Source organism: Roseateles sp. GW835-FHT13E02 (genome assembly GCF_058794035.1).
In genome coordinates, this window is the sequence record NZ_JBXAGJ010000018.1 from 1 (window position 1) to 25,596 (window position 25,596).

The following is a 25,596-nucleotide window of genomic DNA, read 5'->3' on the forward strand; positions in this document are numbered from 1 at the left end:
TTCAGGTCGTCGCTGGACAGGTTCTGGATCTGGCTGGCCGTCAGCGCATTGACTTGCGCCGTGGTCAGCGCGCCGAGCTGGTCGGACGCCAGCGCACCGAGCTGGTCGCTGTTGAGGTTGCGCAGGGCGCTGGTGTTGATCGCCTGCAGGTCATCGGTGGCCAGCTTGGAGACTTGTTCCGTGCCCAGGCCGGCAATCTGCACGCTGTTGAGCGTGGCGGCTTGCTGGGTGGTCAGGGCGACGATCTGGTCGGTGGTCAGGGCGCCGACCTGGCCGGCCGTCAGGCCACGCAGGCCACCCGTGCCGATGGACGCCAGGTCCTCGGTGGTCAGGGTCTTGATCTGGTCGGTGCTGATGGCGCCGACCTGGGCCGAGCTCATGGCGCGGAACTGCGCGGTGGTGAAGGCGTTCAGGTCGTCGCTGGACAGGCCTTGGATCTGGCCGGCCGTCAGTGCATTGACCTGCGCCGTGGTCAGGGCGCCGAGCTGGTCGGATGCCAGGGCACCGAGCTGGTCGCTGTTGAGGTTGCGCAGGGCACTGGTGTTGATGGCTTGCAGGTCATCGGTGGCCAGCTTGGAGACTTGCTCCGTGCCCAAACCGGCAATCTGCACGCTGTTGAGTGCCGCGGCCTGGGCCGTGGTCAGGGCCACGATCTGGTCGGTCGTCAGCACACCCACTTGGCCCGCGCTCAGGCCACGCAGGCCGCCGGTGCCGATGGCGGCAAAGTCCTCGGTGGTCAAGGTCTTGACCTGGTCGGTGCTGATCGCGCCAACTTGCGTCGAGCTCATGGCGCGGAACTGGGCCGTGGTGAAGGCGTTCAGGTCATCGCTGGACAGGCCTTGGATCTGGCCGGCCGTCAGTGCGTTGACTTGCGCGGTGGTCAGGGCGCCGAGCTGGTCGGATGCCAGGGCACCGAGCTGGTCGCTGTTGAGGTTGCGTAGGGCACTGGTGTTGATGGCTTGCAGGTCATCGGTGGCCAGCTTGGAGACTTGCTCCGTGCCCAGGCCGGCAATCTGCACGCTGTTCAGGGCGGCGGTTTGCTGGGTCGTCAGGGCGACGATCTGGTCGGTGGTCAGCGCGCCGACCTGGCCGGCGCTCAGGCCACGCAGGCCGCTGGTACCGATGGCCGCGACATCCTCGGTGGTCAGGGTCTTGATCTGGTCGGTGCTGATGGCGCCGACTTGCGTCGAGCTGATGGCGCGGAACTGTGCCGTGGTCAGCGCATTGAGGTCGTCACTGGACAGACCTTGGATCTGGCCCGCGGTCAGCGCATTGACTTGGGCGGTGGTCAGGGCGCCGATCTGGTCAGAGGCCAGGGCACCGAGCTGCTCGGTCGTCAGATTGCGCAGGGCGCTGGTGTTGATGGCTTGCAAGTCATCGGTGGCCAGCTTGGAGACTTGCTCCGTGCCCAGGCCGGCAATCTGCACGCTGTTGAGCGTGGCGGCTTGCTGGGTGGTCAGGGCGACGATCTGGTCGGTGGTCAGGGCGCCGACCTGGCCGGCCGTCAGGCCACGCAGGCCACCCGTGCCGATGGACGCCAGGTCCTCGGTGGTCAGGGTCTTGATCTGGTCGGTGCTGATGGCGCCGACCTGGGCCGAGCTCATGGCGCGGAACTGGGCGGTGGTGAAGGCGTTCAGGTCATCGCTGGACAGGCCTTGGATCTGGCCGGCCGTCAGTGCGTTGACTTGCGCGGTGGTCAGGGCGCCGAGCTGGTCGGATGCCAGCGCACCGAGCTGATCGCTGTTGAGGTTGCGCAGGGCGCTGGTGTTGATGGCTTGCAGGTCATCGGTGGCCAGCTTGGAGACTTGCTCGGTGCTGAAGCCCGCGACCTGCACGCTGTTCAGGGCGGCGGCTTGCTGGGTGGTCAGGGCGACGATCTGGTCGGTCGTCAGCACGCCGACCTGGCCGGCCGTCAGGCCACGCAGGCCACCCGTGCCGATGGCGGCAAAGTCCTCGGTGGAGAGGGCTTTGATCTGGTCGGTGGTGATGGCCGCGACCTGGGTCGAGCTCATGGCCCGGAACTGGGCCGTGGTCAGCGAGTTGAGGTCGTCGGTCACCAGGCCTTGCACCTGGCCGTTGTTCAGTGCGTTCACCTGCAGGGTGGTCAGGGAGGCCAGCTGATCCGAGGCGAGCGCGCCGACCTGTTCGGTACTCAGGGCCCGCAGGGCACTGGTGTTGATGGCTTGCAGGTCGTCCGTGGCCAGCTTGGAGATCTGCTCCGTCGTCAGGCCGGTCACCTGCACGCTGTTGAGCGCAGCCGTTTGGGCCGTGGTCAGCGCAACGATCTGGTCGGTGGTCAGGGCGCCGACCTGGCCGGCGCTCAGGCCCCGCAGGCCGCCTGTGCCGATGGCGGCGAAGTCCTCGGTGGTCAGGGTCTTGACCTGGTCGGTGCTGATCGCGCCAACTTGCGTCGAGCTCATGGCGCGGAACTGCGCCGTGGTGAAGGCGTTCAGGTCATCGCTGGACAGGCCCTGGATCTGGCCGGCCGTCAGTGCATTGACTTGCGCGGTGGTCAGGGCGCCGAGCTGGTCGGACGCCAGCGCACCGAGCTGATCGCTGTTGAGGTTGCGCAGGGCGCTGGTGTTGATCGCCTGCAGGTCATCGGTGGCCAGCTTGGAGACTTGCTCCGTGCCCAGGCCGGCAATCTGCACGCTGTTCAGGGCGGCGGCTTGCTGGGTGGTCAGGGCGACGATCTGGTCGGTCGTCAGGGCCCCCAGCTGGCCGGCCGTCAGGCCACGCAGGCCGCCCGTGCCGATGGCGGCAAAGTCCTCGGTCGTCAGGGTCTTGATCTGATCGGTGGTGATGGCCGCGACCTGGGTCGAGCTCATGGCGCGGAACTGGGCCGTGGTGAAGGCGTTCAGGTCGTCGCTGGACAGGTTCTGGATCTGGCTGGCCGTCAGCGCATTGACTTGCGCCGTGGTCAGCGCGCCGAGTTGGTCGGACGCCAGCGCACCGAGCTGGTCGCTGTTGAGGTTGCGCAGGGCGCTGGTGTTGATGGCTTGCAGGTCATCGGTGGCCAGCTTGGAGACTTGTTCCGTGCCCAGGCCGGCAATCTGCACGCTGTTGAGCGTGGCGGCTTGCTGGGTGGTCAGGGCGACGATCTGGTCGGTGGTCAGGGCGCCGACCTGGCCGGCCGTCAGTCCACGCAGGCCACCCGTGCCGATGGACGCCAGGTCCTCGGTGGTCAGGGTCTTGATCTGGTCGGTGCTGATGGCGCCGACCTGGGCCGAGCTCATGGCGCGGAACTGCGCGGTGGTGAAGGCGTTCAGGTCATCGCTGGACAGGCCTTGGATCTGGCCGGCCGTGAGTGCATTGACCTGCGCCGTGGTCAGGGCGCCGAGCTGGTCGGAGGCCAGGGCACCGAGCTGATCGCTGTTGAGGTTGCGCAGGGCGCTGGTGTTGATGGCTTGCAGGTCATCGGTGGCCAGCTTGGAGACTTGCTCCGTGCCCAAACCGGCGATCTGCACGCTGTTGAGCGCCGCGGCCTGGGCCGTGGTCAGGGCCACGATCTGGTCGGTCGTCAGCACACCCACTTGGCCCGCGGTCAGGCCACGCAGGCCGCCGGTGCCGATGGCGGCGAAGTCCTCGGTGGTCAGGGTCTTGACCTGGTCGGTGCTGATCGCGCCAACTTGCGTCGAGCTCATGGCGCGGAACTGGGCCGTGGTGAAGGCGTTCAGGTCATCGCTGGACAGGCCTTGGATCTGGCCGGCCGTCAGTGCGTTGACTTGCGCGGTGGTCAGGGCGCCGAGCTGGTCGGATGCCAGGGCACCGAGCTGGTCGCTGTTGAGGTTGCGCAGGGCGCTGGTGTTGATGGCTTGCAGGTCATCGGTGGCCAGCTTGGAGACTTGCTCCGTGCCCAGGCCGGCAATCTGCACGCTGTTCAGGGCGGCGGTTTGCTGGGTGGTCAGGGCGACGATCTGGTCGGTGGTCAGCGCGCCGACCTGGCCGGCGCTCAGGCCACGCAGGCCGCTGGTACCGATGGCCGCGACATCCTCGGTGGTCAGGGTCTTGATCTGGTCGGTGCTGATGGCGCCGACTTGCGTCGAGCTGATGGCGCGGAACTGTGCCGTGGTCAGCGCATTGAGGTCGTCACTGGACAGACCTTGGATCTGGCCCGCGGTCAGCGCATTGATTTGGGCGGTGGTCAGTGCGCCGATCTGGTCAGAGGCCAGGGCGCCGAGCTGCTCGGTCGTCAGATTGCGCAGGGCGCTGGTGTTGATGGCCTGCAAGTCATCGGTGGCCAGCTTGGAGACTTGTTCCGTTCCCAGGCCGGCAATCTGCACGCTGTTGAGCGTGGCGGCTTGCTGGGTGGTCAGGGCGACGATCTGGTCGGTGGTCAGGGCGCCGACCTGGCCCGCCGTCAGGCCACGCAGGCCACCCGTGCCGATGGACGCCAGGTCCTCGGTGGTCAGGGTCTTGATCTGGTCGGTGCTGATGGCGCCGACCTGGGCCGAGCTCATGGCGCGGAACTGGGCGGTGGTGAAGGCGTTCAGGTCATCGCTGGACAGGCCTTGGATCTGGCCGGCCGTCAGTGCGTTGACTTGCGCGGTGGTCAGGGCGCCGAGCTGGTCGGAGGCCAGCGCACCGAGCTGATCGCTGTTGAGGTTGCGCAGGGCGCTGGTGTTGATGGCTTGCAGGTCATCGGTGGCCAGCTTGGAGACTTGCTCGGTGCTGAAGCCCGCGACCTGCACGCTGTTCAGGGCGGCGGCTTGCTGGGTGGTCAGGGCGACGATCTGGTCGGTCGTCAGCACGCCGACCTGGCCGGCCGTCAGGCCACGCAGGCCACCCGTGCCGATGGCGGCAAAGTCCTCGGTGGTCAAGGTCTTGACCTGGTCCGTCGAGATGGCAGCCACCTGGCCCGAACTCATGGCGCGGAACTGGGCGGTGGTGAAGGCGTTCAGGTCATCGCTGGACAGGCCCTGGATTTGGCCGGCGGTCAGTGCATTGACTTGCGCAGTGGTCAGAGCGCCCAGTTGGTCCGAGGCGAGCGCGCCGAGCTGGTCGGTGCTGAGATTGCGCAGTGCTGCCGAGTTGATGGCTTGCAGATCATCGGTGGCGAGCTTGGAGACTTGCTCGGTGCCCAGGCCGGCGACCTGACTGCTGTTCAGGGCGGCCGCTTGTTGGGTGGTCAGGGCGACGATCTGGTCGGTCGTCAGGGCGCCCACTTGACCAGCGCTCAGGCCGCGCAGGCCGCTGGTGCTGATGGCGGCAAAGTCCTCGGTGGTCAAGGTCTTGATCTGGTCGGTGCTGATGGCGCCGACCTGGGTCGAACTCATGCCGCGGAACTGCGCCGTGGTGAAGGCGTTCAGGTCATCGCTGGAGAGGCCTTGAATCTGGGCGGCAGTCAGTGCATTGACCTGGGCGGTGGTCAGGGCGCTGAGCTGGTCGGAGGCCAGGGCGCCGAGTTGTTCGGTCGTCAGATTGCGTAAGGCGCTGGTGTTCAGCGCCTGCAGATCGTCGGTGGCCAGTTTGGACAGCTGCTCGGTGCTCAGTCCCGAGACCTGGGTGCTGTTCAAGCCCGCCGCTTGCTGGGTGGTCAGCGAGACGATTTGATCGGTGGTTAGGGCCCCCAGCTGCCCGGCGCTCAGGCCGCGCAGGCCGGAGGTGCCGATGGCGGAGACATCCTCCGTGGTCATGGTCTTGAGCTGATCGGTGGTGATGGCCGCCACCTGGGTCGAGCTCATGGCCCGGAACTGTGCCGAGTTCAGCGCGTTCAAGTCGTCGCTGCCCAAGCCCTGGACCTGGCTCGCCGTCAGGGCATTGACCTGGGCGGTGGTCAGGGCGCCGAACTGGTCGGAGTTCCAGGCCGCCAGCTTGTCGGTGCTGAGCTGACGGATCGCCGCGCTGCTCAAGACCCGCAAATCGTCGGTCTGGAAGAAGGCCACCTGGTCGGAGCTCAAGGACGCGAGCGCCAAAGTGCCCAGCGAGGCGAATTGACGGGTCGTCAGCGCAATGATCTGGTCGCTGCTGAATGCCGCCCAGTCTTCGGAGGTGAGGCGGGACAGCGTGCGCGTGGACAGGCCTGCAATCTGCTCTGTCGAGTAGCCGGGGATCAGTGTCGTCATGATGAGCTCACTTGGTATGTTCCTGGTTCCAGGGCCGGATCGGGCATCTGGAACCGATGATTCGCTGGGCTAAAACTGGCCTTGCTTCAGCAATTACGTGCTCGGACTGGGGCGTGAACGCCGCCGCCGGGCGGGGGGGTGTGCGCATCCACACTGCGCTTGTGTCGTCGGCTTCCTGGGTGGCCGGAGATCAGGGCGGGCTTGCGCAGGCCGCCATGCTCTCCTTCCGCTTCCGTGGGATTTCGACGTTGCTGGACCAAACTTGAGCAAGCACCCCCGCGCATGCGGCGGTGCTCATCCCGGCCTGAGATCTGGCTTTTCATGCTTTGGGCTCCCTGGTCAGAGTTTTCCGGAACTTGAGCCGGCCGAATCGGGCATAACAAGCCGATTGCCTGCGCATTTCTGCCTGCCACGGCGGCCGAAGCGATGCCGTGGCATTGAAGGGAAGGTGGGATCGAGCTTGCATCGCGGGGCCCTCAGATCAGGGGAGGTGGCAGGCTGTCGTCGTCCAGCCAAGAACGACGCAAGGCCGCCAGGGCATGTGCGCCTTGCGCAGCCGACACCTGCTGGTCCTGTGCGGATGGGGCCAGCAAGGACGCGCTGGGGCCGCTCAGCAGCTCACCCAGGGCCGGCATGCTGGCGGCCGGGCCGGCGCTGTCGCCGCCACGGTCGCGGGCAAACCAGACATCGACCAGGGCGTGGTTCTGACCATCCTCGGTGCGGTAGTCCGAGACCAGGCCGAGCAGATTGCCCTGATCCAGGCTGCTGCCTTGCTGGGCTTGCAGGTTGAAGTCGCGAATGCCCAGTTCCTGCAAGGAGCGCAGCTCGCCGGCGTCGGTGCGGCCATCGCCGTTGCCGTCGACCCAGACCTTGAGGTCCTGGAAGCCGGCGTCGAGGGCGTCCAGACGGCCGTCGCGGTTGAGGTCGAGCTCGGCCATGGCGGCAAAGCCGTGGCTGGCGCGTTGGCCATTGGCCAGCAGCGTGCCGCTGCCGAACAGCTCGCGGCCGCTGTTGATCTGGCCGTCACCGTTGCGGTCCATGACCAGCAGGCCATCTTGCGGTGCCACCCAACCCCATTGGTGGGCATGGCCGGTGCCGAACATATCGAACTGCGCGCCCTGCGCGGCGGCCACGGTGCTGACGCCGTTGCCATCCAGGTCCAGCACGATGGGCGTGGCCAGGTACAGGCCTTCCAGCTGTTCGGCACTGAACACATTGGCAGCAGCGTCGCTGAAGGCCAGCACCTGGGTCATGTTCAACGAGGCCAGGTCCTCGGGTTCGAAGCCCGGGATCTGGTCGGTGGTGAAGGCATGGATCTGCTCGGTCGTCAGGCCGTGCATCTGCTCGGTGGTGAAGGCCTTGATGTCGTCGGTGCTGAGGGAGATGATCTGCTCGGTGCTGAAGCTGCCCAGCTGACGTGAGCTGAAGGCGGCGATCTGCTGGCTGCTCAGGGCCTGGATGTCCTCGCTGCTGAAGCTGCTGATGTGCTCGGTGCTCAAGGCCAGGATCTGCGGTGTGGACAGGGCGCTCAGGTGCTCGGTGTTGAGGGCGGCGAATTGCTCGCTGCTCAGCTGCTGAACCACCTGGGTGCTCAGGGCCCGCAGGTCTTCGGTTTGCAGCCGTGCCATATCGGCCGCCTCGATGCCGGCCACCTGGCTGCTGCTCAGGGCCGCGAACTGGCTGCTGCTCAAGGCCCGCAGCTGGTCCGAACCCAGGGCGGTGAAGTCTTCTGCGCTCAGCCCTCGCAGAGAACCGGTGCTGATGGCGGCCAGATCCTCGGTCGAGAACTGCAGGAGCTGATCCGTGCTGAGTGCACCCAGCTGGGCCGAGCCCATGGCATAGACCTGGCTGCTGTTCAGGGCGCGGATGTCCTCGGTGCTCCAGCTCTGGACCTGTGCCGTGGTGAGTGCACCCACCTGCAGCCGGCTGAGGGTCGCGATCTGGTCGCTTTGCAAGGCATTGAGCTGTTCGCTGCTCATGCCGCGCAGGGCGAAGATGCTCAGGGCGCCGACATGCTCGGTGCTCAGGCTGGCCACCATCTCGGTGCTGAAGCCCTCGATCTGGGCCGAGGTGAATCCACGGACCTGCTCGGTGTTCAGGCTGCGCAGCTCTTCAGTGCTGATGGTGCGCACCTGGGCGGCTGTCAGCACGGCGAACTGGGCGTTGGTGAGACGGGTCAGCTGCTCGGAGCTGAGGGCGGTGAATTGCTCGCTGTCCAGGGCGCGGATGGCAGCGGTGGACAGGGCTTGCAGATCGTCGGACTGCAGCTTGGCGATTTGGTCCGTGCGCAGGCCTTCGGCCTGGGCGGCGGTCAGGGTGGCGGCCTGAGCGGTGCTCAGGGCCACGATCTGATCCGTGCCCAGGGCGGCGATGTCGCCGGCATCCAGGCCGCGGAAGCCCGCCGTGCTGATGGCGGCGAAGTCCTCGGTGCTCAGGGTGCGCAGCTGGTCGCTGCCGAGTGCGCCGATCTGGGCCGAGTTCAGGCCGCTGAACTGGGTGCTGGTCAGGGCATTGAGGTCATCGCTGCCCAGGCTCTGGAACTGCTCCAGGGTCAGGGCATTGACCTGGGCCGTGCTCAGGGCCTGGATCTGCTCCGAGCTCAGAGCCGCCAGCTGCTCGCTGTCCAGGGCCCGCAAGGCGCTGGTGTTGAGGGCACGCAGGTCCTCGGTTTGCAGCTTGCTGATCTGTTCGGTGTTCAGCCCGCTGACCTGGGCGCTGCTCAGGGCTGCGCTCTGGGCTGTACTCAGGGCCACGATCTGATCGGTGCGCAGCGCGCCGATCTGGTCGGCGCTGAAGCCTCGCAAGCCGGCCGTGCCGATCGTGCTCAGGGCCTCGGTGCTGAGGCTGCGCAGCTGGTCGCTTTGCAAGGCGGCCAGCTGGGTCGAGGCGATGGCCTGGAACTGCTCGCTGGTCCAGGCATTGAGGTCTTCGCTGCGCAGGCCCTGGATCTGCTGGGTCTGCAAGCTGTTGAGCTGCTGCGTGCCCAGGGCACGCCATTGCTCGGAGCCCAGGGCCGCCAATTGGTCGGTGCTGAGGGCGCGCAGGGCGCTGCTGCTGAGGGCGCGCAGGTCTTCGGTCTGCAGCGTGCGCATCTGGTCGCTGCCCAGTCCGCTCACCTGGCTGCTGCTCAAGGCGGCGAACTGGCTGCTGCTCAGGGCCACCGTGGCTTCGGTACCCAAGGCTCCGAGCGTGGCGGCACTCAGACCGCGCAGCCCGGCCGTGCCGATGGCGGCCAGGTCTTCGGTGTTGAGCAGGCGCAACTGGTCGCTGCCCAGGGCAGCCAGCTGGCCGCTGCTCAGGGCGGCGAACTGGGTGGTGGTCAGCGCATTCAGGTCCTCGCTGCGCAAGCCTTGCATCTGGCTCGAGGTCAGCGCGTTCACCTGGGCCGTGCTCAGCGCAGCCAACTGATCGGAGCCCAGGGCCGCGATCTGATCGGTGCTGAGGGCCCGCAGGGCGCCGCTGTTGAGGGCTTGCAAGTCATCGCTGGCGAGCTTGGCGATCTGGTCGGTGCGCAGACCGGCGATCTGGGCGCTGTTCAGCGCTGCCACCTGGGCCGTGCTCAGCGCCACGATCTGCTCGGTGCCCAGGGCGCCGAGCTGGCTGGAGCTCAGGCCCCTCAGCCCAGCGCTGCCGATGGCCGCCAGGTCTTCGCTTTGCAGGCTGCGCAGCTGGTCGCTGAGCAGGGCCGAAACCTGGGTCGAACTCAGGGCCGCGAACTGGGCTGTGCTCAGGGCGTTGAGGTCCTCGCTGGCCAGGCTCTGGATCTGACTGGAGCTCAGGCTGTTGACCTGGGCGGTGCCCAGTGCCGCCCACTGCTCGCTGCTCAAGGCGGCCAACTGCTCGCTGCTCAGGGCGCGCAGGGCGCTGCTGTTCAGGGCTTGCAGGTCGTCGCTGGCCAGCTTGGCCAACTGATCGGTGCGCAGGCCCTGCACCTGGCTGCTGTTCAGGGCGTTGACCTGGGCCGTGCTCAGGGCCACCAACTGGTCTGTGCCCAGCACACCGAGCTGACCGGCGCTCAAGCCCTTGAGCCCGGCTGTGCTGATGGCGGCCAGGTCTTCGGTGCTGAGCGTGCGGATCTGTTCGGTCAGGATCAGGGCGATCTGGGCCGAGCTCAGGGCCCGGAACTGGGCGGTGCTGAGGGCGTTGAGATCTTCGCTGGACAGGCTTTGCACCTGGGCCGCGGTCAGGTTGTTGATCTGGTTGGTGCTGAGCGCCATCCATTGCTCGCTGCTCAGGGCCGCCAGCTGCTCGCTGCTCAGTGCGCGCAAGGCGCCGCTGTTGAGTGCCTGCAGATCGTCGGTGGCCAGCTTGGCCATCTGGCTCGCTTGCAGCCCCGCGACCTGGACGCTGTTGAGGGCCGCCACCTGGGCGGTGGTGAGCGCGATCAGCTGATCGCTGCCGAGCACACCGAGCTGCGCGGCGCTCAGGCCGCGCAAGCCGGTGGTGCTGATGGCGGCCAGGTCCTCGGTGCTCAGGGTGCGGATCTGCTCGGTCAGGATCAGGGCGATCTGCGAGGAGTTGAGGGCGCGGAACTGGCTGCTGCTCAGCGCGTTCAGGTCCTCGCTGCCCAGGCTCTGGATTTGCGCCGCAGTCAGGCTGTTGACCTGCTGCGTACCCAGGGCCGCGAACTGATCCGAGCCCAGGGCGCGCAGTTGATCGGAGCTGAGCGCGCGCAGGGCGGCGCTGTTGAGCGCCGCCAGGTCGTCGGTGGCCATGCGGGCCAGTTGATCGGTGCGCAGGCCCGCGATCTGGGCGCTGTTGAGGGCGGCCGCTTGGGCGGTGCTGAGGGCGATGATCTGCTCGCTGCTCAGCACGGCCAGCTGGTCGGCGGCCAAACCCTTCCAGGCCGCCGTGCTGAGGGCGGCCAAATCTTCGGTGGCCAGGGCCTGGACCTGGTCGCTGCGCAATGCGCCCAGCTGGGCGGAGTTGAGGGCGCGGAACTGCAGGCTGGTCAGCGCATTCAGGTCCTCGGTGGCCAGGCTTTGCACCTGGCTGCTGCTCAGGGCGTTGACCTGGGCGGTGCTGAGCGCGGCCCATTGCTCGCTGCCGAGCGCGGCCAGGCGATCGCTGGCCAAGGCCTTGATCGCATTCAGGTTGAGGGCCTGCAGATCGTCGGTGGCCATGGCGGCGACCTGCTCGCTGCTCAGGCCCTGGATCTGGGCGCTGTTCAGGGCCGCCACCTGGGCGGTGCTGAGGGCGCGGATTTCATCGCTGCTCAGCGTGGCCAGCTGGTTGGCCGGCGCCGTGCTGAGGGCGGCAATCTGGGCGGTGGTGAGGGCGGCGATCTGGTCCGAGCCCAGGGCCTGGAACTGCTCGCTGCTCAGGGCTCGGATGGCGGCTGAGCTGAGCGCGCGCAGGTCCTCGCTCTGCATGGCCACCAGCTGGTCGGTGCGCAGGCCCTGGATCTGGGCGCTGTTCAGGGCCGCGAACTGGCTGCTGCTCATGGCCACGATCTGCTCGGTGCCCAGGGCGCCCAGCTGGGCGGCGCTGAGACCGCGCAGGCCGGTGCTGCCGATGGCGGCGAGATCCTCGCTTTGCAGGCTGCGCAGCTGGTCGCTGCCCAGGGCGGCGATCTGTGCCGAGCCGATGACGCGGAACTGGGCCGTGCTCAGGGCATTGAGGTCTTCGCTGCCCAGGCTTTGCAGCTGGCTGGGCGTCAGGGCATTGACCTGGGCAGTGGTGAGCGCAGCCCATTGGTCCGAGCCCAGCGCGCGCAGCTGATCGCTGTTCAGGGCACGCAGGGCGCCGCTGTTCAGGGCACGCAGGTCGTCGGTTTCCAGGCGCGCGATTTGATCCGTGCGCAGGCCGGCCACCTGGGCGCTGTTCAACATGGCGGCCTGGCTGCTGCTCAGGGCCACGATGTGTTCGGTGCCCAAGGCCGCCAGCTGCTCGGCGCTCAGGCCGCGCAATCCGGTCGTGCTGATGGCCGCCAGGTCTTCGGTCTGCAGGCTGCGCATCTGATCACTCGAGAGGGCCGCGATCTGCGCCGAGTTCATGGCCCGGAACTGGGCGCTGGTGAAGGCGTTCAGATCCTCGCTGGCCAGGCTTTGAATCTGTGCCGAGGTCAGGGCGTTGATCTGCTGGCTGCTCAGCAAGGCCAGTTGCTCGGAACCCAGGGCGGCGAGCTGCTCGCTGCTGAGCGCGCGCAGGGCGGCGCTGTTCAGGGCTTGCAGGTCGTCGCTGGCGATCTTGGCGATCTGATCGGTGCGCAAGCCGCTGACCTGGGCACTGTTCAGCACCGCGACCTGGGCGGTGCTCAGGGCGATGATCTGGTCGGTGCCCAGGGCACCGAGTTGGTTGGCACTCAGGCCTCGCAGAGCGCCGGTGTGGATGGCAGCCAGGTCTTCGCTGGCCAGGGCGCGCAGCTGGTCGGTCGTCAATGCCGCTACCTGGGCCGAGTTGAGGGCGCGGAACTGGGCCGTGCTCAGCGCATTGAGGTCCTCGCTGGCCAGGCTCTGGATCTGCACGCTGCTCAGGGCGTTGAGCTGATTGCTGCCCAGCACCCGCCATTGATCCGAGCCCAGGGCGGCCAACTGTTCCGAGCTCAGGGCGCGCAAGGCCGCCGAGTTGAGCGCTTGCAGGTCATCGGTGGCCAGCTTGGCCATCTGGCTGGCTTGCAGACCCGCCACCTGGGCGCTGTTGAGAGCGGCGGCCTGGGCGGTGCTGATGGCAATGATCTGATCCGTGCCCAGTACCGCCAGCTGGGTCGAGCTGAAGCCGCGCCAGGCGCCGGTGTGGATGGCAGCCAGATCGTCGGTGGCCAGGCTGGCGACCTGCTCGGTGCTCAGCGCGGCGATCTGTGCCGAGTTGAGTGCTCGGAACTGGGCCGTGCTCAAGGCGTTGAGGTCTTCGCTGCCCAAGCCCTGGATCTGGCTGCTGCTGAGTGCGGCGACCTGGGCCGTGGTCAGGGCTGCCATCTGGTCCGAGCCCAGGGCGGCCAGCCGGTCGGTGCCCAGCGATTGAAGCGCACGGGTGTTGATGGCGGCCAGGTCTTCGGTCGCCAGGCTGGCGAACTGGTCGCTGCTGAGGCCACCGATCTGGGCGCTGCCCAGGGCTGCAATCTGGGCCGAGCTGAGGGCACGAATCTCGTCGCTGCTGAGCACGCCCAGCTGGTTGATCGGCGAACTGCTGAGCGCCGCGATCTGCGCGGTGCTCAGAGCAGCAATCTGTTCTGAATCCAGCGCCCGCATCTGATCGGTGCTGAGGGCGCGGATGGCGCCGGTGCTGAGGGCTCGCAGATCATCGGTCTGCAGATGGCTGATCTGCTCGGTGCTCAGGGCCTGGATCTGGGCGCTGTTCAGTGCCGCGGCCTGCGCCGTGGTCAGGGCGATGATCTGGTCGCTGCCCAAGGCGGCGATCTGGTTGGCGCTCAGGCCGCGCAGACCGGCAGTGCTCAGCGCTGCCAGGTCTTCGGTTTGCAGGCTGCGGATTTGATCGCTGGCTATCGCTGCCACTTGGGCCGAGTTCATGGCGCGGAACTGGGCCGTGGTGAGGGCGTTCAGGTCTTCGCTGGACAGGCTTTGGATCTGCACCGAGCTGAGCGCGTTGATCTGGGCCGAGCCCAGGACTGCCCATTGTTCGCTGCCCAGGGCGGCCAGCTGCTCGCTGCTGAGGGCGCGCAGGGCGGCACTGTTGAGGGCTTGCAGGTCATCGCTGGCGATCTTGGCGATTTGCTCGCTGCGCAGGCCCTGCACCTGGACGCTGTTCAAGGCAGCGAACTGCTGGGTGCTCAGCGCCACGATCTGATCCGTGCCCAGGGCGCCGAGCTGAGCGGAGTTCAGGCCGCGCCAGCCGGCACTGCCGATGGCCAGCAGGTCCTCGCTTTGCAGCGAGCGCAGCTGATCGGTGCTCAACGCGCCCACCTGGGCCGAGTTCAGGGCCTGGAACTGCTGGGTGCTGAGGGCATTCAGGTCTTCGCTGGACAAGGATTGCAGCTGGGTCTGCGTCAGCGCATTGACCTGCTGTGTGCCCAGGGCGGCCAGCTGATCGCTGCTCAAGCCGGCCAGTTGTTCGGTGCTGAGGCCTCGCAGGGCGCCGCTGTTGAGCGCGCGCAGGTCATCGGTGGCCAGCCGGCCCATCTGGGCGGCGCTCAGGGATTGGACCTGGGCGCTGTTGAGCACGGCGTACTGCTGGGTGCTCAGGCCGATCAGCTGATCGCTGCTCATGGCGGCCAACTGGCCGGCATTGAGGCCGCGCAGGGCGGCGGTGTTGAGGGCGGCGAGGTCGGAGACATCGAGCGCCTGTACCTGATCGCTGCCCATGGCCGCGACCTGGCTGGAGTTCATCGCCGCAAACTGGCCGGAGCTGAAATCCTTGAGCGAGGCACCCAGCCCCTGAATTTGCGCGCTGCTCAACGCAGCCACCTGCTGGCTGCTTAGTGCTTGCTGAGAATCCGAACTGAGGTTGCCCAGCTGCTCGGAGCTGAGCGCGCGGATGGCGGCCGTGCTCAGGGCGCGCAGGTCGTCCGTCTCCATGGCCTGCACCTGCAGGCCCGTGATCTGGCTGCTCGTCAGCGCCGCCGCCTGGGCGGTGGTCAAGGCGGCGACCTTGCTGCCGGTACCCAGGCTTTCGAGCTGGGCCGAGCTGAGTCCACGCAAGCCCGCGGTGCCGATGGCGGCCCAATCTTCCGTGCCAATCCCGGCAATCTGATCCGTCAGCAGGGCGGCGGTCTGGGCCGAGCTCATGGCTTGCCACTGCGTGGCCGTCAGGGCATTGAGGTGTTCGCTGTCCAGGCTGCGGATCTGGGCCGAGGTGAGGGCATTGAGCTGGGCCGTGCCCAGGGCCGCCATTTGCTCGGAGCCCAGGGCCACCAGCTGTTCGCTGCTCAGTGCACGCAGGGCGCCGCTCTGGATGGCGCGCAGGTCTTCGGTCTGCAGGGCGGCGATCTGGTCGCTGCGCAGGCCGCCGATCTGGGCGCTGTTGAGCACCGCCATCTGGGCGGTGGTGAAGGCGCGGATCTCGTCGGTGCTGAGTGCCGCCAGCTGGTTCACCGGGGCGCTGGCCATGGCGCTGAGTTGGGCCGTGCCGAGCACGGCAATCTGGTCCGAGCCCAGCGCGGCGATCTGTTCGCTGCTGAGCGAGCGGATCACGGCGGTGCTGAGCGCGCGCAGATCCTCGCTTTGCAGGGCGGCGATCTGGTCGGTGCGCAGACCTTGGGCCTGCACGCTGTTGAGGGCCGCGAACTGCTGGCTGCCCATGGCCACGATCTGCTCCGTGCCCAGGGCCGCGAGCTGCTCGGCGCGCAGGCCGCGCAGACCGGCGCTGCTCAGGGCGGCCAGGTCTTCGCTGCTCAGCGTGCGCATCTGGTCGCTGCTGATGGCCGAGAGCTGGGCCGAGTTCAGGGCGCGGAACTGGGCGCTGCTGAAGGCATTGAGGTCGTCGCTGGACAGGCTCTGAATCTGGGCGGCGGTCAAGGCGTTGACTTGCGCCGTGCCGAGTGCGGCCAGCTGGTCCGAGCCGAGCGCGGCGAGCTGATCGGTGCCGAGGCTGCGCAGGGCCGCGCTGTTGAGCGCTCGAAGATCGTCGCTCGCCAGCTTGGCAATCTGCTCGGTGCGCAGGCCGGCGACCTGGGCACTGTTCAGCGCTGCAGCCTGGGCGGTGCTCAGGGCCGTGATCTGCTCGGTGCCCAAGGCGCCGAGTTGCTCGGCGCTGAGACCGCGCAAGGCCGCGGTGTTGAGGGCGGCCAGGTCTTCGGTTTCCAGGCCGCGGATCTGGTCGGTGCGCAGAGACGCGACTTGGGCTGAATTGAGCGCGCCAAACTGGCGGCTGCTCATGGCATTGAGCTCCTCGCTGGCCAGGCTGGCCAACTGGCTGCCGCTGAGGGCAGCCACCTGGGCGGTGCCCAGGGCTTGCCACTGCTCGGAGCTGAGCGCCGTCAGCTGTTCGCTGTTCAGCGCGCGCAGGGCGGCCGTGTTCAGGGCCTGCAGATCGTCCGTCGCCATCTTGGCGATCTGTTCGGTTTTCAAACCAGCGACCTGGCTGCTGTTGAGCGAGGCCACTTGCTGCGTGCTCAGGGCGACGATCTGGTCGCTGCCCAACTGGCCCAGCTGGTTGGCGCTCAGACCGCGCAGGCCGGCTGTGCTGAGGGCCACCAGGTCTTCGGTGCTGAGGCTGCGCAATTGATCGCTGCCCAGGGCCGCGATCTGGCTGGATTGCAGGGCGCGCATCTGTGCGCTGTTGAAGGCATTCAGGTCTTCGCTGAGCAAGCCCTGAATTTGCGTGCTGCTCAGCGCGGCCACCTGTTGGGTGCCCAGGGCGCCGATCTGGTCGGAGTCGAGCGCGGCGATCTTGTCCGTGCTCAGAGCGCGCAGGGCGGTGCTGCTGAGTGCGCGCAGATCGGCGGTTTGGAAGAAGCGAATCTGCTCGCTGCTCAGCGCGCTCATGGCAAAGCTGCCGAGTGAGGCGAACTGCTGCGTGGTCAGGGCCTGGATCTGGTCGCTGCTGAAGGCAGCCCAATCTTCGGTCGAGAAACGGCCCAGCGTGCGGGTGGTCAGGCCCGCAATCTGGGTGGTCGACAAGTGGGGGATCAGGGTGCTCATCAGTGGCTCGCTCGGGCAGGCGATGGCAGCGGGCATTCATGCATGCCCAGCCGCACCGTCCCGACCTCCTCAGGGGTGTTCAGTGGTCCGACCCGGCAACTCCTGTGAAACCATGAGGCAGCGCACCCCAGCGGCGACAGGGTCGATGTCGCGCCGTGGTGATCGAGCGGGCTCGAATGGCGGAACACAGTCCCTGTGATCAGGGGCTGTGTGCGCTTGATTCGAACGTCAGGGCCGGAAAACCATGCCTGTTCCGGGCATGAGTTCTCGATTCCTGTGCTAGCGCTTTCGACGAATGCCGCCCGGACTTGAGCCCGCAGCCTGGGGGGGGTCCCCCGGGCTGTGGCGCAAGAGCTGGCGGTGAAGGGTCGGGTGCGCATGGCGGGCTGCTTCAGGTGTCAGAGTGAAATGGCGGTTCGGTTCGTGTCCAACGGAATCGTTTTGTTCTTCTGTGTGAAAAAAGGCCTCAAGTTCTTCGAGGCTCTACCGATGTTAGGAAATGGTGCGAAAAACGAAGGTCGCATAAGGGGGCGCATTGCTCGCTTGTTTGGCGCGCTGTGCGCTCTGCGTCTTCGATGTAATGGCAGGGCCGCAAGCTGCGGTGAGACCGTCGCGCGCCATGCACATCACCACCCTGATCCCGGCCTACAAGACCAAATACCTGCAAGAGCTGCTGGCCGGCTTGATGACCCAGACCCGCAAGCCGGATCGGATCGTCATCTCCGACGACAGCCCCGGCGGTGAGTTCACGCAGCAGCTGCTGTCCCCGCGCTATGCCAACTGGGTGGCCACGCTGCCGCTGGAGCTGCATGTCGGCCGCCGTGCCGGCGCCTACGAGAATTTCAAGAACCTGGTGCGGCTCTGGGCGGGCCGCAGCGAGCTCTTCCACATCCTGCTGGACGACGACGTCATCTTTCCGGACTTCTACGCCCAGCATCTGCAGACCCACCAGATGGCCGAGCTGTCCTGCAGCATCAGCGCCCGCTGGAACGCCAACGAACGCGGCCAGCCCATCGAGGGCATGCCGGTGCCCGAGGCGATTGCCAGCTCCAACAGCCGCATCATGTCCATGGGCCCCAAGGCCATGTTCTCGAGCACGGTGCCGGGCAGCGTCAACTGGCTGGGCGAGTTCTCCAATTGCGTGATCCGGGCGCGCTGCGCCGAGCTGCTGGAGCAACCGGCCTTTGGCGGCGTGTCCTACGCGGGCTTGTGGGACCTTGGCTTCTTCCTGGCCGCCAGCCTGCAAGCGCCGATCGGCTACATCCAGGACCGGCTCGGCTACTTCCGTGCCGGTGGCGAGGGCCATTCGGCCCAGCGCAACGGCCCGCACATGAAAGCCGCCTACCTCGGCTATGTGGCCCTGGCCGTCGGCGGTTGCCGCATCGGCCAGGTCACGCCGGAGCAGATGCGGATGTGCGCCACCGGCATGGCCGGTGCCCTGGTCAAGAACTATGCCGATCAGCCGGACGTGATGGCCTTTGTGCCCCTGCTGCTGGAGTTGGGTCAGGGCAGCGAAGGGGCTGAAGCGGCCTTTGTCGAAGCCTGGCATGGCTTCCTGCAATCCCACGGGTTTTGAACATGGCCTTGCAGAACCGACTGGAACGCCTGCGCGGCCTGATCTCGCGCAGCTCCCCCTTGGAGCTGGAAACCTGGGTGCGCGCCTTGCTGGTGCACTACTTCTTTCATGTGTCCGACAAGCAGCGCATCGAGATCCAGGGCCCGGGTTCGCGCAGCCTCAACTTCCTGACGCCCACGGTGCTCAAAGGGGCTGGGCGCATCGTGCTCAGCACCAGCACCGTGTTTGGTGTGCCGCGCTCGCCGGGCAGCTATGCCTGCAGCTATGTGGAGTCGCGCACACCCGATTCGCTGATCGAGATCGGCCCCGGCACGGTGTTCAACAACCGCCTGAACCTGATCTCAGAGGGCGCGGCCATCCGCTTTGGCGCCAACTGCCTGGTCGGCGCCGAGCTGCAAGTCATGGACAGCAATCTGCACGACTTGCGCCTGGCCCACCGCCGCGAGCCCGACCCGCAGCCGGCCGAGGTGGTGATCGGCGACGAGGTCTTCATCGGCTCACGCGTGACCATCCTCAAAGGCGTGCGCATCGGCCGCGGCTGCGTGATCGCGGCCGGCGCCGTGATTCAGCCGCATTTCCAGGCGCCCGAGTTCTCGGTCATTGCCGGCAACCCGGCGCGGGTGGTGGGTCGCTTGCCGGAGGCGGGGGAGCTCGATGCCACCGTGGTTGCCGGCTGAATTGGCTTACGCTATTGCCCAGAGTTGACTCTCTGGCTGTAATAGTGGACTGCATAGGCCAAGCCCAGTGCCAGCAGCGCTGCCAGAAACATGCTCATGTTGCGAGCACGCCCCATGCCCATGGCGGGCGCGACAACGGGCGCCACGACGACGGGCACCGGCCCGACGGGCGGTACGGGGACAAGTGGAGGAGCAAGCGGAAGCGCCGCCAACGCCGCCGCAGCCTGTGCTGCGGCAAGAACCACCGCCGGTAGGCCATGTAGGCTTTGCAGATGCCAGTTGTGCGGTGCGTTGAGCGTCTGGGTGACCAGTTGGCGCAGATGGGGGGGGACGAAACCGGCGCCGACCTGGTGCCAGCCCAGGGCGTCGTGGACTTGGAAGGCCCCGGCCAAAGCCGGCATGCGCATCGGTTGGTACCAGCCGCCGGGGGGAATGAGCGGGCTGGGGCCCAAGGTATTGGGCGCAGCCAGCGAGCCCACCACCTGCACACTGGCCAATTCGTCATCGACAGGCGTGTTGTTGGCGATGTTGTTGTTGATGTCGTTGGCCAACAAGTTCAGATCGGCCAGGCTGTTCACCTGAACGTACAAGGTTTGAAACGGCCCGTGGTTCACCAGCTGGACATGCACGATGTGATAGTTCGCGACTGCCAGCGGTGCTTGCAAATTGATGCCCGTCTCTTCATCGAACTCGGCGTAGGCCGCAGCGAGCGCTGCCATGCCGTTTGGAATGGCGCCGCCCGGAAAGCACACCTGCCCTGCGCCATTGAGCAAGACGGGTGGGATGCTCGGGACATTGTTGAATCGGGTGCCGAGGAACCGTTTGGTCGCCGTCAGCACCTGTTGCCCAGCGGCGTGGTTGCACCACACCATCACGTAGACACTCATGAGACACCTCCCGTGCAGGCCACTGCACTTGTCGATGTCTGAGAGAGTAATTGGGGTCTCGGTTCTCTGCGTGTGCTTTGTACCGGCGCCAGCCAGCACTTGTCCTCGCTGGGGGGGATGTCAGATCGCAGTTGACCTGTCAGGACTCGTCCATCAGCCTCAGCAGATAGGTGTCTTCCACGCGCTTGGCGCGCTCGACGCGGCGGCCCAGTTCGTTGACGGCCAGGTGCAGGTCGATCGAGCCTTTCTGCGCGACCATGGCTTGCAGGGACTCGGGCAGGTCATAGCCGATGGTGGAGGGCGGCAGGGCCGGGTCGTGGTTCTGTTTGGACAGGCCCACATATTCCCAGCTGCCCAGCATGGAGTGGCGGCCCCAGCTGTCGCCCGGGGGCAGGGCGGTGCCGGGGTCGACCGCGCGGCAGACGATGGAAATGAATCCGCATTCCTTGCCCGCCACATGCAGGGGGCTGTTGGACGGGTGGCGGCTGTAGAGGCAGTCAATCGGTGCGAAGTTGAAGTAGCGCAGCATGTACTCCAGCAGCGGGATGCTGGGGTACCAGAAGGTGTTGGGCTCGGTCTGCAGCTTGCCGGCGGTGTTGAAGTGCATCAGGTCGGACTGCTCGTTCACCACATTGGTGGAGAGCATGAAGAGACCGTTCTTCTTGACCAGGGGGCGGGCGCTGGCCAGGGTGTGCATGGGCGAGAACACGTGGTACAGCACGCCCGACAGGTTCACATAATCGAACATGCCATCGGCAGCCAGCTTCTGCGAGAGCTCGTACATCAGGCCGATTTCGCGGAAATCCCAGCTCGCACCGTAGACGCTTTGCAGCAAGGCCATCTTGTCGGCGCAGTGCGGCACGGCGTCGGCCGCGACGATGCGTTTGGCGCCCTTGCGGTGCATCAGCACAGGGATCACGCCTTCCATGGTGCCCAGGTCCAGGCAGTCCTGGCCGTGCAGATGGGCATTGCGCATCAGCATGCGCGGCATGTAGGGGAAGTCGGTGGGGTAGCTGCCCGGTGCGATCAGGCCCGGGGCCAGTTCCACGGTGTAGTACCACCAGGCTTTGGCGGCCTGTTCCAGCTGCTCGCGGCTCATGCTCATGTCGGTGCGCTCCTTGCGGGGATGGGATGAAGGCGGGGCTGGCGCGCGCAGCAGCGAGCCCGGATGCCGTGCAGTTTGCACGGCAGCGCCACCCCCGAAACCCCGGTGGAGCCGGGTGCTTGGCCCCCAGTTCCAGGCTTTGGACGCCGCCGCTGCTCAGGCGCCGGTTGCGGCCGCCAGGCCGTTGTCGAAATGCGCCCGCATCAGGCGCGCGGCCTCGTCGGCGCGCCGGGCTTGCAGGGCCTGCATCAGCTCGCGGTGCTCGCGCAGGGAATCCTGCAAGCGGCCCTGCTTGAACAGCGAGTGGTGGCGGTTGAGCTTCATCACGCGGCGCAGGTCGGTGACGATCTGCTGGCGCCAGCGGTTGGCTTCGATCTCCAGCAGGCGCAGGTGAAAGCGCTCGTTGGCGGCGAAGAAGGCGTCGCGCTCGTCCACCTGGCGCTCCAGCGCCTCATGCAGGGCTTGCAGCTCGGCCAGATCCGCCTCGCTGCCTTGGGCAGCCACGCGGGCGGCGGCGTCGCTCTCGAGCAAGGCCAGCAGCTGGTAGGCCTCACGCACATCGCGCTCGCTCATCTCGGTGACATAGGCGCCGCGGCGCAGCTTCATGGTCACCAGGCCTTCAACGGCCAGCACCTTGAGTGCCTCGCGCATGGGCGTGCGGCTGATGCCCAGCTCGCCGCAGAGCTTGAGCTCATCGATCCAGGCGCCGGGTTCCAGCTGGCGGCTGAAGATCTGTTGGCGCAGGTGCTCCGCCACCTCTTGATAGAGGGCGCGGTGGGCCAGTGCGTGGGCAAGCGGGAGCGCCGGAGCGGCCGTTCCGAGTGCCGGGCTGGGCTTGATCGAGCGAGGTTCGGCAGGCATGGTGGGGGTGCGTCGCCGTCAGTGTAGCGTCAATTCTGAATTTATAATTATGAATGATGGTCGCGCTATGATGGGGTGTCCGCAGGAGCCAAGAGATGTCTGAATCCAAGAAGCAAGCGTTCGAATTCCCGCAAGCCACGCTGGCGCAGTGGGAAAAAGCCGCCGCCAAATCCGCCCCCGGGGGCGATGTCTCGGCCCTGAACTGGCACACGCCCGAGGGCCTGACGGTCAAGCCGCTCTACACCGCGGCCGACACGGCGGGCCTGCCCTATGCCGACACCTTGCCCGGCTTCGAACCCTTTCTGCGTGGCCCGCAGGCCACCATGTATGCGGTGCGGCCCTGGACCATCCGCCAGTACGCGGGCTTCTCCACCGCCGAGGAAAGCAACGCCTTCTACCGCAAGGCCCTGGCGGCCGGCGGGCAGGGCGTGTCGGTGGCTTTTGATCTGGCCACCCACCGCGGCTACGACAGCGACCATCCGCGCGTGACCGGCGATGTCGGCAAGGCCGGCGTGGCGATCGACTCGGTCGAGGACATGAAGATCCTCTTCAACGAGATCCCGCTCGACAAGGTGTCCGTCTCCATGACCATGAACGGCGCCGTGCTGCCGGTGCTGGCGGGTTATGTGGTGGCGGCGGAGGAGCAGGGCGTCAGTCAGGACAAACTCAGCGGCACCATCCAGAACGACATCCTCAAGGAGTTCATGGTCCGCAACACCTACATCTACCCGCCCGAGCCCTCGATGAAGATCATCGGCGACATCATCGAGTACACGGCGCAGAAGATGCCCAAGTTCAACTCGATCTCGATCTCGGGGTATCACATGCAGGAAGCCGGCGCCAACCAGGCGCTGGAGCTGGCCTTCACCCTGGCCGACGGCAAGGAGTATGTGAAGACCGCCCTGGCCAAGGGCCTGGATGTCGATGACTTCGCGCCGCGCCTGTCCTTCTTCTGGGCGGTGGGCATGAACTTCTATCTGGAGATCGCCAAGATGCGGGCGGCGCGCCTGCTCTGGTGCCGGATCATGAAGGGCTTCGAGGCCAAGAACCCCAAGAGCCTGATGCTGCGCACCCACAGCCAGACCTCGGGTTGGAGCCTGACCGAGCAGGACCCCTACAACAACGTGGTGCGCACCACCATCGAGGCCATGGCCGCGGTCTTCGGCGGCACGCAAAGCCTGCATACCAATTCGCTGGACGAGGCGATTGCCCTGCCGACCGAGTTCAGCGCCCGCATTGCCCGCAACACCCAGCTCATCATCCAGGAAGAGACCCACATCACCAGCGTGATCGACCCCTGGGCCGGCAGCTACATGATGGAATCTCTGACCCAGGACATGGCCGACAAGGCCTGGGCCATCATCGAAGAGGTTGAGGCCATGGGCGGCATGACCCGTGCGGTGGACAGCGGCTGGGCCAAGCTCAAGATCGAGGCCAGCGCTGCCGAGAAGCAAGCGGCCATCGACTCGGGCCGCGATGTCATCGTCGGCGTCAACAAGTACAAGCTGGCCAAGGAAGACAAGATCGAGATCCTCGATGTCGACAATGTCCGCGTGCGTGACGGCCAGATTGAGCGGCTCAAGGCCATCAAGGCCAGCCGCGACAGCGCCGCTGTTCAAGCTGCGCTCCATGCCCTGACCGAAGCCGCCAAGTCCGGCCAAGGCAATCTGCTGGACCTGAGCATCCAGGCTGTGCGCCTGCGCGCCACGGTGGGCGAGATCAGTGATGCACTCGAGGCGGTGTACGGCCGCCACCGCGCCGACACCCAAAAGGTCACTGGCGTCTATGCAGCGGCCTATGACTCGGCCGAGGGCTGGGCCAAGTTGCAGGATGAGATCAAGGCCTTTGCCGATGAACATGGCCGCCGCCCGCGCGTGATGGTCGCCAAGCTGGGCCAGGACGGCCACGACCGCGGCGCCAAGGTCGTGGCCACGGCCTATGCCGACCTGGGCTTCGATGTGGACATCGGCCCCTTGTTCCAGACCCCCGAGGAATGCGCCCGCCAGGCGATCGAAAACGATGTGCACGCGGTCGGCATCTCGACCCTGGCCGCCGGTCACAAGACCCTGGTGCCGGCCATCATCGCGGCGCTGAAGGCACAAGGTGCCGACGACATCATCGTCTTCGTCGGCGGCGTGATCCCGGCGCAGGACTACGACATGCTTTATGAGGCCGGCGTCAAGGGCATCTACGGCCCCGGCACCCCCATCCCGGCCAGTGCCAAGGATGTGCTGGAACAGATCCGCCAGTCGTTGACGGCCGCTGCGGCGTGAGCGGCACCGGGAGCCGCGCATGAGTGCCTATCAGCTGCAACCGGTGGCGGGCGAGGATCTGGATGCGCTGTTTCAGCTGCGCATGGAGGCCTTGCGGCCCAGCCTGGAGCGACTGGGGCGCTTCGACCTCGTGCGCAGCCGCGATCGTTTTGAGGCCTTGTTCGAGCCCGAGACCATGCGCCACATCTGTCGCGGCAGCGAGCGGGTCGGGTTCTTGATGCTGCGCGAAACGCCCGCGGGTGAAGCGCCAGCCTTGCGCCTGGATCAGCTCTATCTGCAGCCCGCGGCACAAAGCCAAGGCATCGGCTCCTGGGTGCTCAGCTGGGCCAAGGACCAGGCGCGGCGGGCCGGGCGCGACCTCAGCCTCTCGGCCCTCAAGCTCAGCGATGCCAACCGCTTCTATCTGCGCCACGGCTTCAAGGCGGTGGGCGAGAGCGAGTTCGACATCGACTACCTCTGGCGCCTGCCTGCCGCCGGCGACGAGGTGCGCCTGGCCCAGGTGCCGGATGGCATTGCGCCTGTCTGGTCGGGCGTTCAAGGCGAGCGGCCGGGGCGCGCATGACGCTCGTGTTGCCCAGCCCGAGTCTGGCACCGGCCTTGCTGGCCGGCCCCGGCCCCCAGCAGCGCCGGGCCATGGCCAAGGCCATCACCTTGCTGGAGTCGACGCGCCGTGATCACCGCGCCCAGGCCGACACCTTGCTGACCGAGTTGCTGCCGCACACGGGCCAGAGCTTTCGCCTGGGCATCTCGGGCGTGCCCGGCGTGGGCAAGAGTACCTTCATCGAGGCGCTGGGCCTGTTTCTGATCGCACGCGGCCACCGCGTCGCCGTGCTGGCGGTGGACCCGAGCAGCAGCGTCTCGGGTGGCTCCATCCTTGGCGACAAAACCCGCATGGAACGCCTGTCCATGGACGAGCGTGCCTACATCCGCCCCAGCCCCAGCAGCGGCACCCTGGGCGGCGTGGCCGAGAAGACGCGTGAGGCTATGCTGGTCTGCGAAGCGGCCGGTTTTGATGTGGTCATCGTCGAGACCGTCGGTGTGGGCCAGAGCGAAACCGCCGTGGCCGGCATGACGGACATGTATGTGCTGCTGCAGCTGCCCAATGCCGGCGATGATTTGCAGGCGATCAAGAAGGGCGTGATGGAACTGGCCGATCTGGTCGTCATCAACAAGGCCGATCTCGATTGGGCGGCCGCCACCCGCGCTCAGGCCCAGATCGGCTCCAGCCTGCGGATCTACGGCTTCCATGGCCACAGCCACACGGACCACGCCACGGCAGGCAAGACCTGGCACCCACAGGTGATGCAGCTCAGCGCCCTCAAGCCCGAGCAGGGCGAGGGCCTGGAGCGCTTCTGGGCCCAGGTGACGGCTTACCGCGAATTGCAGCAGACCCAAGGCCACTGGCTGGCCAAACGTCAGCAACAGGCGCAGAGTTGGATGTGGGAGCGCATCCATGCCGGCTTGCGCCAGCAGTTTGCTGAGGCGCCTGCCGTGCGGGACTGCCTTGCCGAAATCACCGAAGACGTGCTGCAGGGTCGCCTGGCCCCGTCCACCGCGGCACGGCAGCTTTTGAATCGATTTTCTGGAGACCAGAAATGAAACCCCCACGCCCAT

10 protein-coding genes are annotated in these 25,596 nt (G+C 66.8%); 5 read left to right on the forward strand and 5 right to left on the reverse strand.

Annotation, left to right across the window (positions count from 1 at the left end):
* Positions 1-6,065, reverse strand: a 6,065-nt coding sequence (locus AC1Q6P_RS17165; RefSeq protein WP_492703265.1) for a heme utilization protein, incomplete at its 3' end; no start/stop codon positions are given.
* Between the two features lie 476 nt (positions 6,066-6,541).
* On the reverse strand, positions 6,542-16,603 hold the full coding sequence (locus AC1Q6P_RS17170) for an SPM autocatalytic domain-containing protein (protein ID WP_492665296.1): 10,062 nt from the start codon (positions 16,601-16,603) through the stop codon (positions 6,542-6,544).
* A gap of 619 nt (positions 16,604-17,222) precedes the next feature.
* Between AC1Q6P_RS17170 and AC1Q6P_RS17175 the strand changes: the two genes are divergently transcribed.
* Both AC1Q6P_RS17175 and AC1Q6P_RS17180 read left to right on the forward strand, forming a co-directional pair.
* Positions 17,223-18,179, forward strand: coding sequence for a glycosyltransferase family 2 protein (locus AC1Q6P_RS17175; RefSeq protein WP_492665295.1), 957 nt, complete (start codon positions 17,223-17,225; stop codon positions 18,177-18,179).
* A gap of 2 nt (positions 18,180-18,181) precedes the next feature.
* Positions 18,182-18,856: an acyltransferase gene (locus AC1Q6P_RS17180; protein WP_492665294.1), complete on the forward strand. Its 675-nt coding sequence runs from the start codon at positions 18,182-18,184 to the stop codon at positions 18,854-18,856.
* An 11-nt stretch (positions 18,857-18,867) separates the two neighbouring features.
* On the opposite strand, the gene AC1Q6P_RS17185 is transcribed toward AC1Q6P_RS17180, so the two are convergent.
* The 3 genes from AC1Q6P_RS17185 to AC1Q6P_RS17195 all read right to left on the reverse strand — a co-directional run bounded on the left by AC1Q6P_RS17185 (position 18,868) and on the right by AC1Q6P_RS17195 (position 21,709).
* The gene (locus AC1Q6P_RS17185) at positions 18,868-19,743 is read right to left on the reverse strand and encodes a hypothetical protein (RefSeq protein WP_492665293.1); all 876 of its coding nucleotides are present in this window, start codon (positions 19,741-19,743) and stop codon (positions 18,868-18,870) included.
* Between the two features lie 139 nt (positions 19,744-19,882).
* Complete coding sequence (locus tag AC1Q6P_RS17190; RefSeq protein WP_492665292.1) at positions 19,883-20,848, reverse strand: class I SAM-dependent methyltransferase; 966 nt, start codon at positions 20,846-20,848, stop codon at positions 19,883-19,885.
* Positions 20,849-21,004: 156 nt separating this feature from the next.
* Complete coding sequence (locus AC1Q6P_RS17195; RefSeq protein ID WP_492665291.1) at positions 21,005-21,709, reverse strand: GntR family transcriptional regulator; 705 nt, start codon at positions 21,707-21,709, stop codon at positions 21,005-21,007.
* A 95-nt stretch (positions 21,710-21,804) separates the two neighbouring features.
* Between AC1Q6P_RS17195 and scpA the strand changes: the two genes are divergently transcribed.
* Genes scpA through meaB form a run of 3 tightly spaced genes read left to right on the forward strand, consistent with a single transcriptional unit; the run spans position 21,805 to position 25,581 of the window.
* Positions 21,805-23,982: a methylmalonyl-CoA mutase gene (gene scpA, locus AC1Q6P_RS17200; protein ID WP_492665290.1), complete on the forward strand. Its 2,178-nt coding sequence runs from the start codon at positions 21,805-21,807 to the stop codon at positions 23,980-23,982.
* A gap of 19 nt (positions 23,983-24,001) precedes the next feature.
* Complete coding sequence (locus AC1Q6P_RS17205) at positions 24,002-24,544, forward strand: GNAT family N-acetyltransferase (RefSeq protein WP_492665289.1); 543 nt, start codon at positions 24,002-24,004, stop codon at positions 24,542-24,544.
* Positions 24,541-25,581 carry a methylmalonyl Co-A mutase-associated GTPase MeaB gene (gene meaB, locus AC1Q6P_RS17210; RefSeq protein ID WP_492665288.1) on the forward strand — a complete coding sequence of 347 codons (1,041 nt, stop codon included), beginning with the start codon at positions 24,541-24,543 and terminating at the stop codon, positions 25,579-25,581. The genes AC1Q6P_RS17205 and meaB overlap by 4 nt, the downstream gene beginning before the upstream one ends.
* The last annotated feature ends 15 nt before the right edge of the window (positions 25,582-25,596 follow it).

Coding starts and splice junctions, on each gene's coding strand:
- meaB (WP_492665288.1), top strand. CDS start 24,541: ATGACGCTCGTGTTGCCCAGCCCGAGTCTGGCACCGGCCTTGCTGGCC.
- AC1Q6P_RS17180 (WP_492665294.1), top strand. CDS start 18,182: ATGGCCTTGCAGAACCGACTGGAACGCCTGCGCGGCCTGATCTCGCGC.
- AC1Q6P_RS17170 (WP_492665296.1), bottom strand. CDS start 16,603: ATGAGCACCCTGATCCCCCACTTGTCGACCACCCAGATTGCGGGCCTG.
- scpA (WP_492665290.1), top strand. CDS start 21,805: ATGTCTGAATCCAAGAAGCAAGCGTTCGAATTCCCGCAAGCCACGCTG.
- AC1Q6P_RS17195 (WP_492665291.1), bottom strand. CDS start 21,709: ATGCCTGCCGAACCTCGCTCGATCAAGCCCAGCCCGGCACTCGGAACG.
- AC1Q6P_RS17175 (WP_492665295.1), top strand. CDS start 17,223: ATGCACATCACCACCCTGATCCCGGCCTACAAGACCAAATACCTGCAA.
- AC1Q6P_RS17205 (WP_492665289.1), top strand. CDS start 24,002: ATGAGTGCCTATCAGCTGCAACCGGTGGCGGGCGAGGATCTGGATGCG.
- AC1Q6P_RS17190 (WP_492665292.1), bottom strand. CDS start 20,848: ATGAGCATGAGCCGCGAGCAGCTGGAACAGGCCGCCAAAGCCTGGTGG.
- AC1Q6P_RS17185 (WP_492665293.1), bottom strand. CDS start 19,743: ATGAGTGTCTACGTGATGGTGTGGTGCAACCACGCCGCTGGGCAACAG.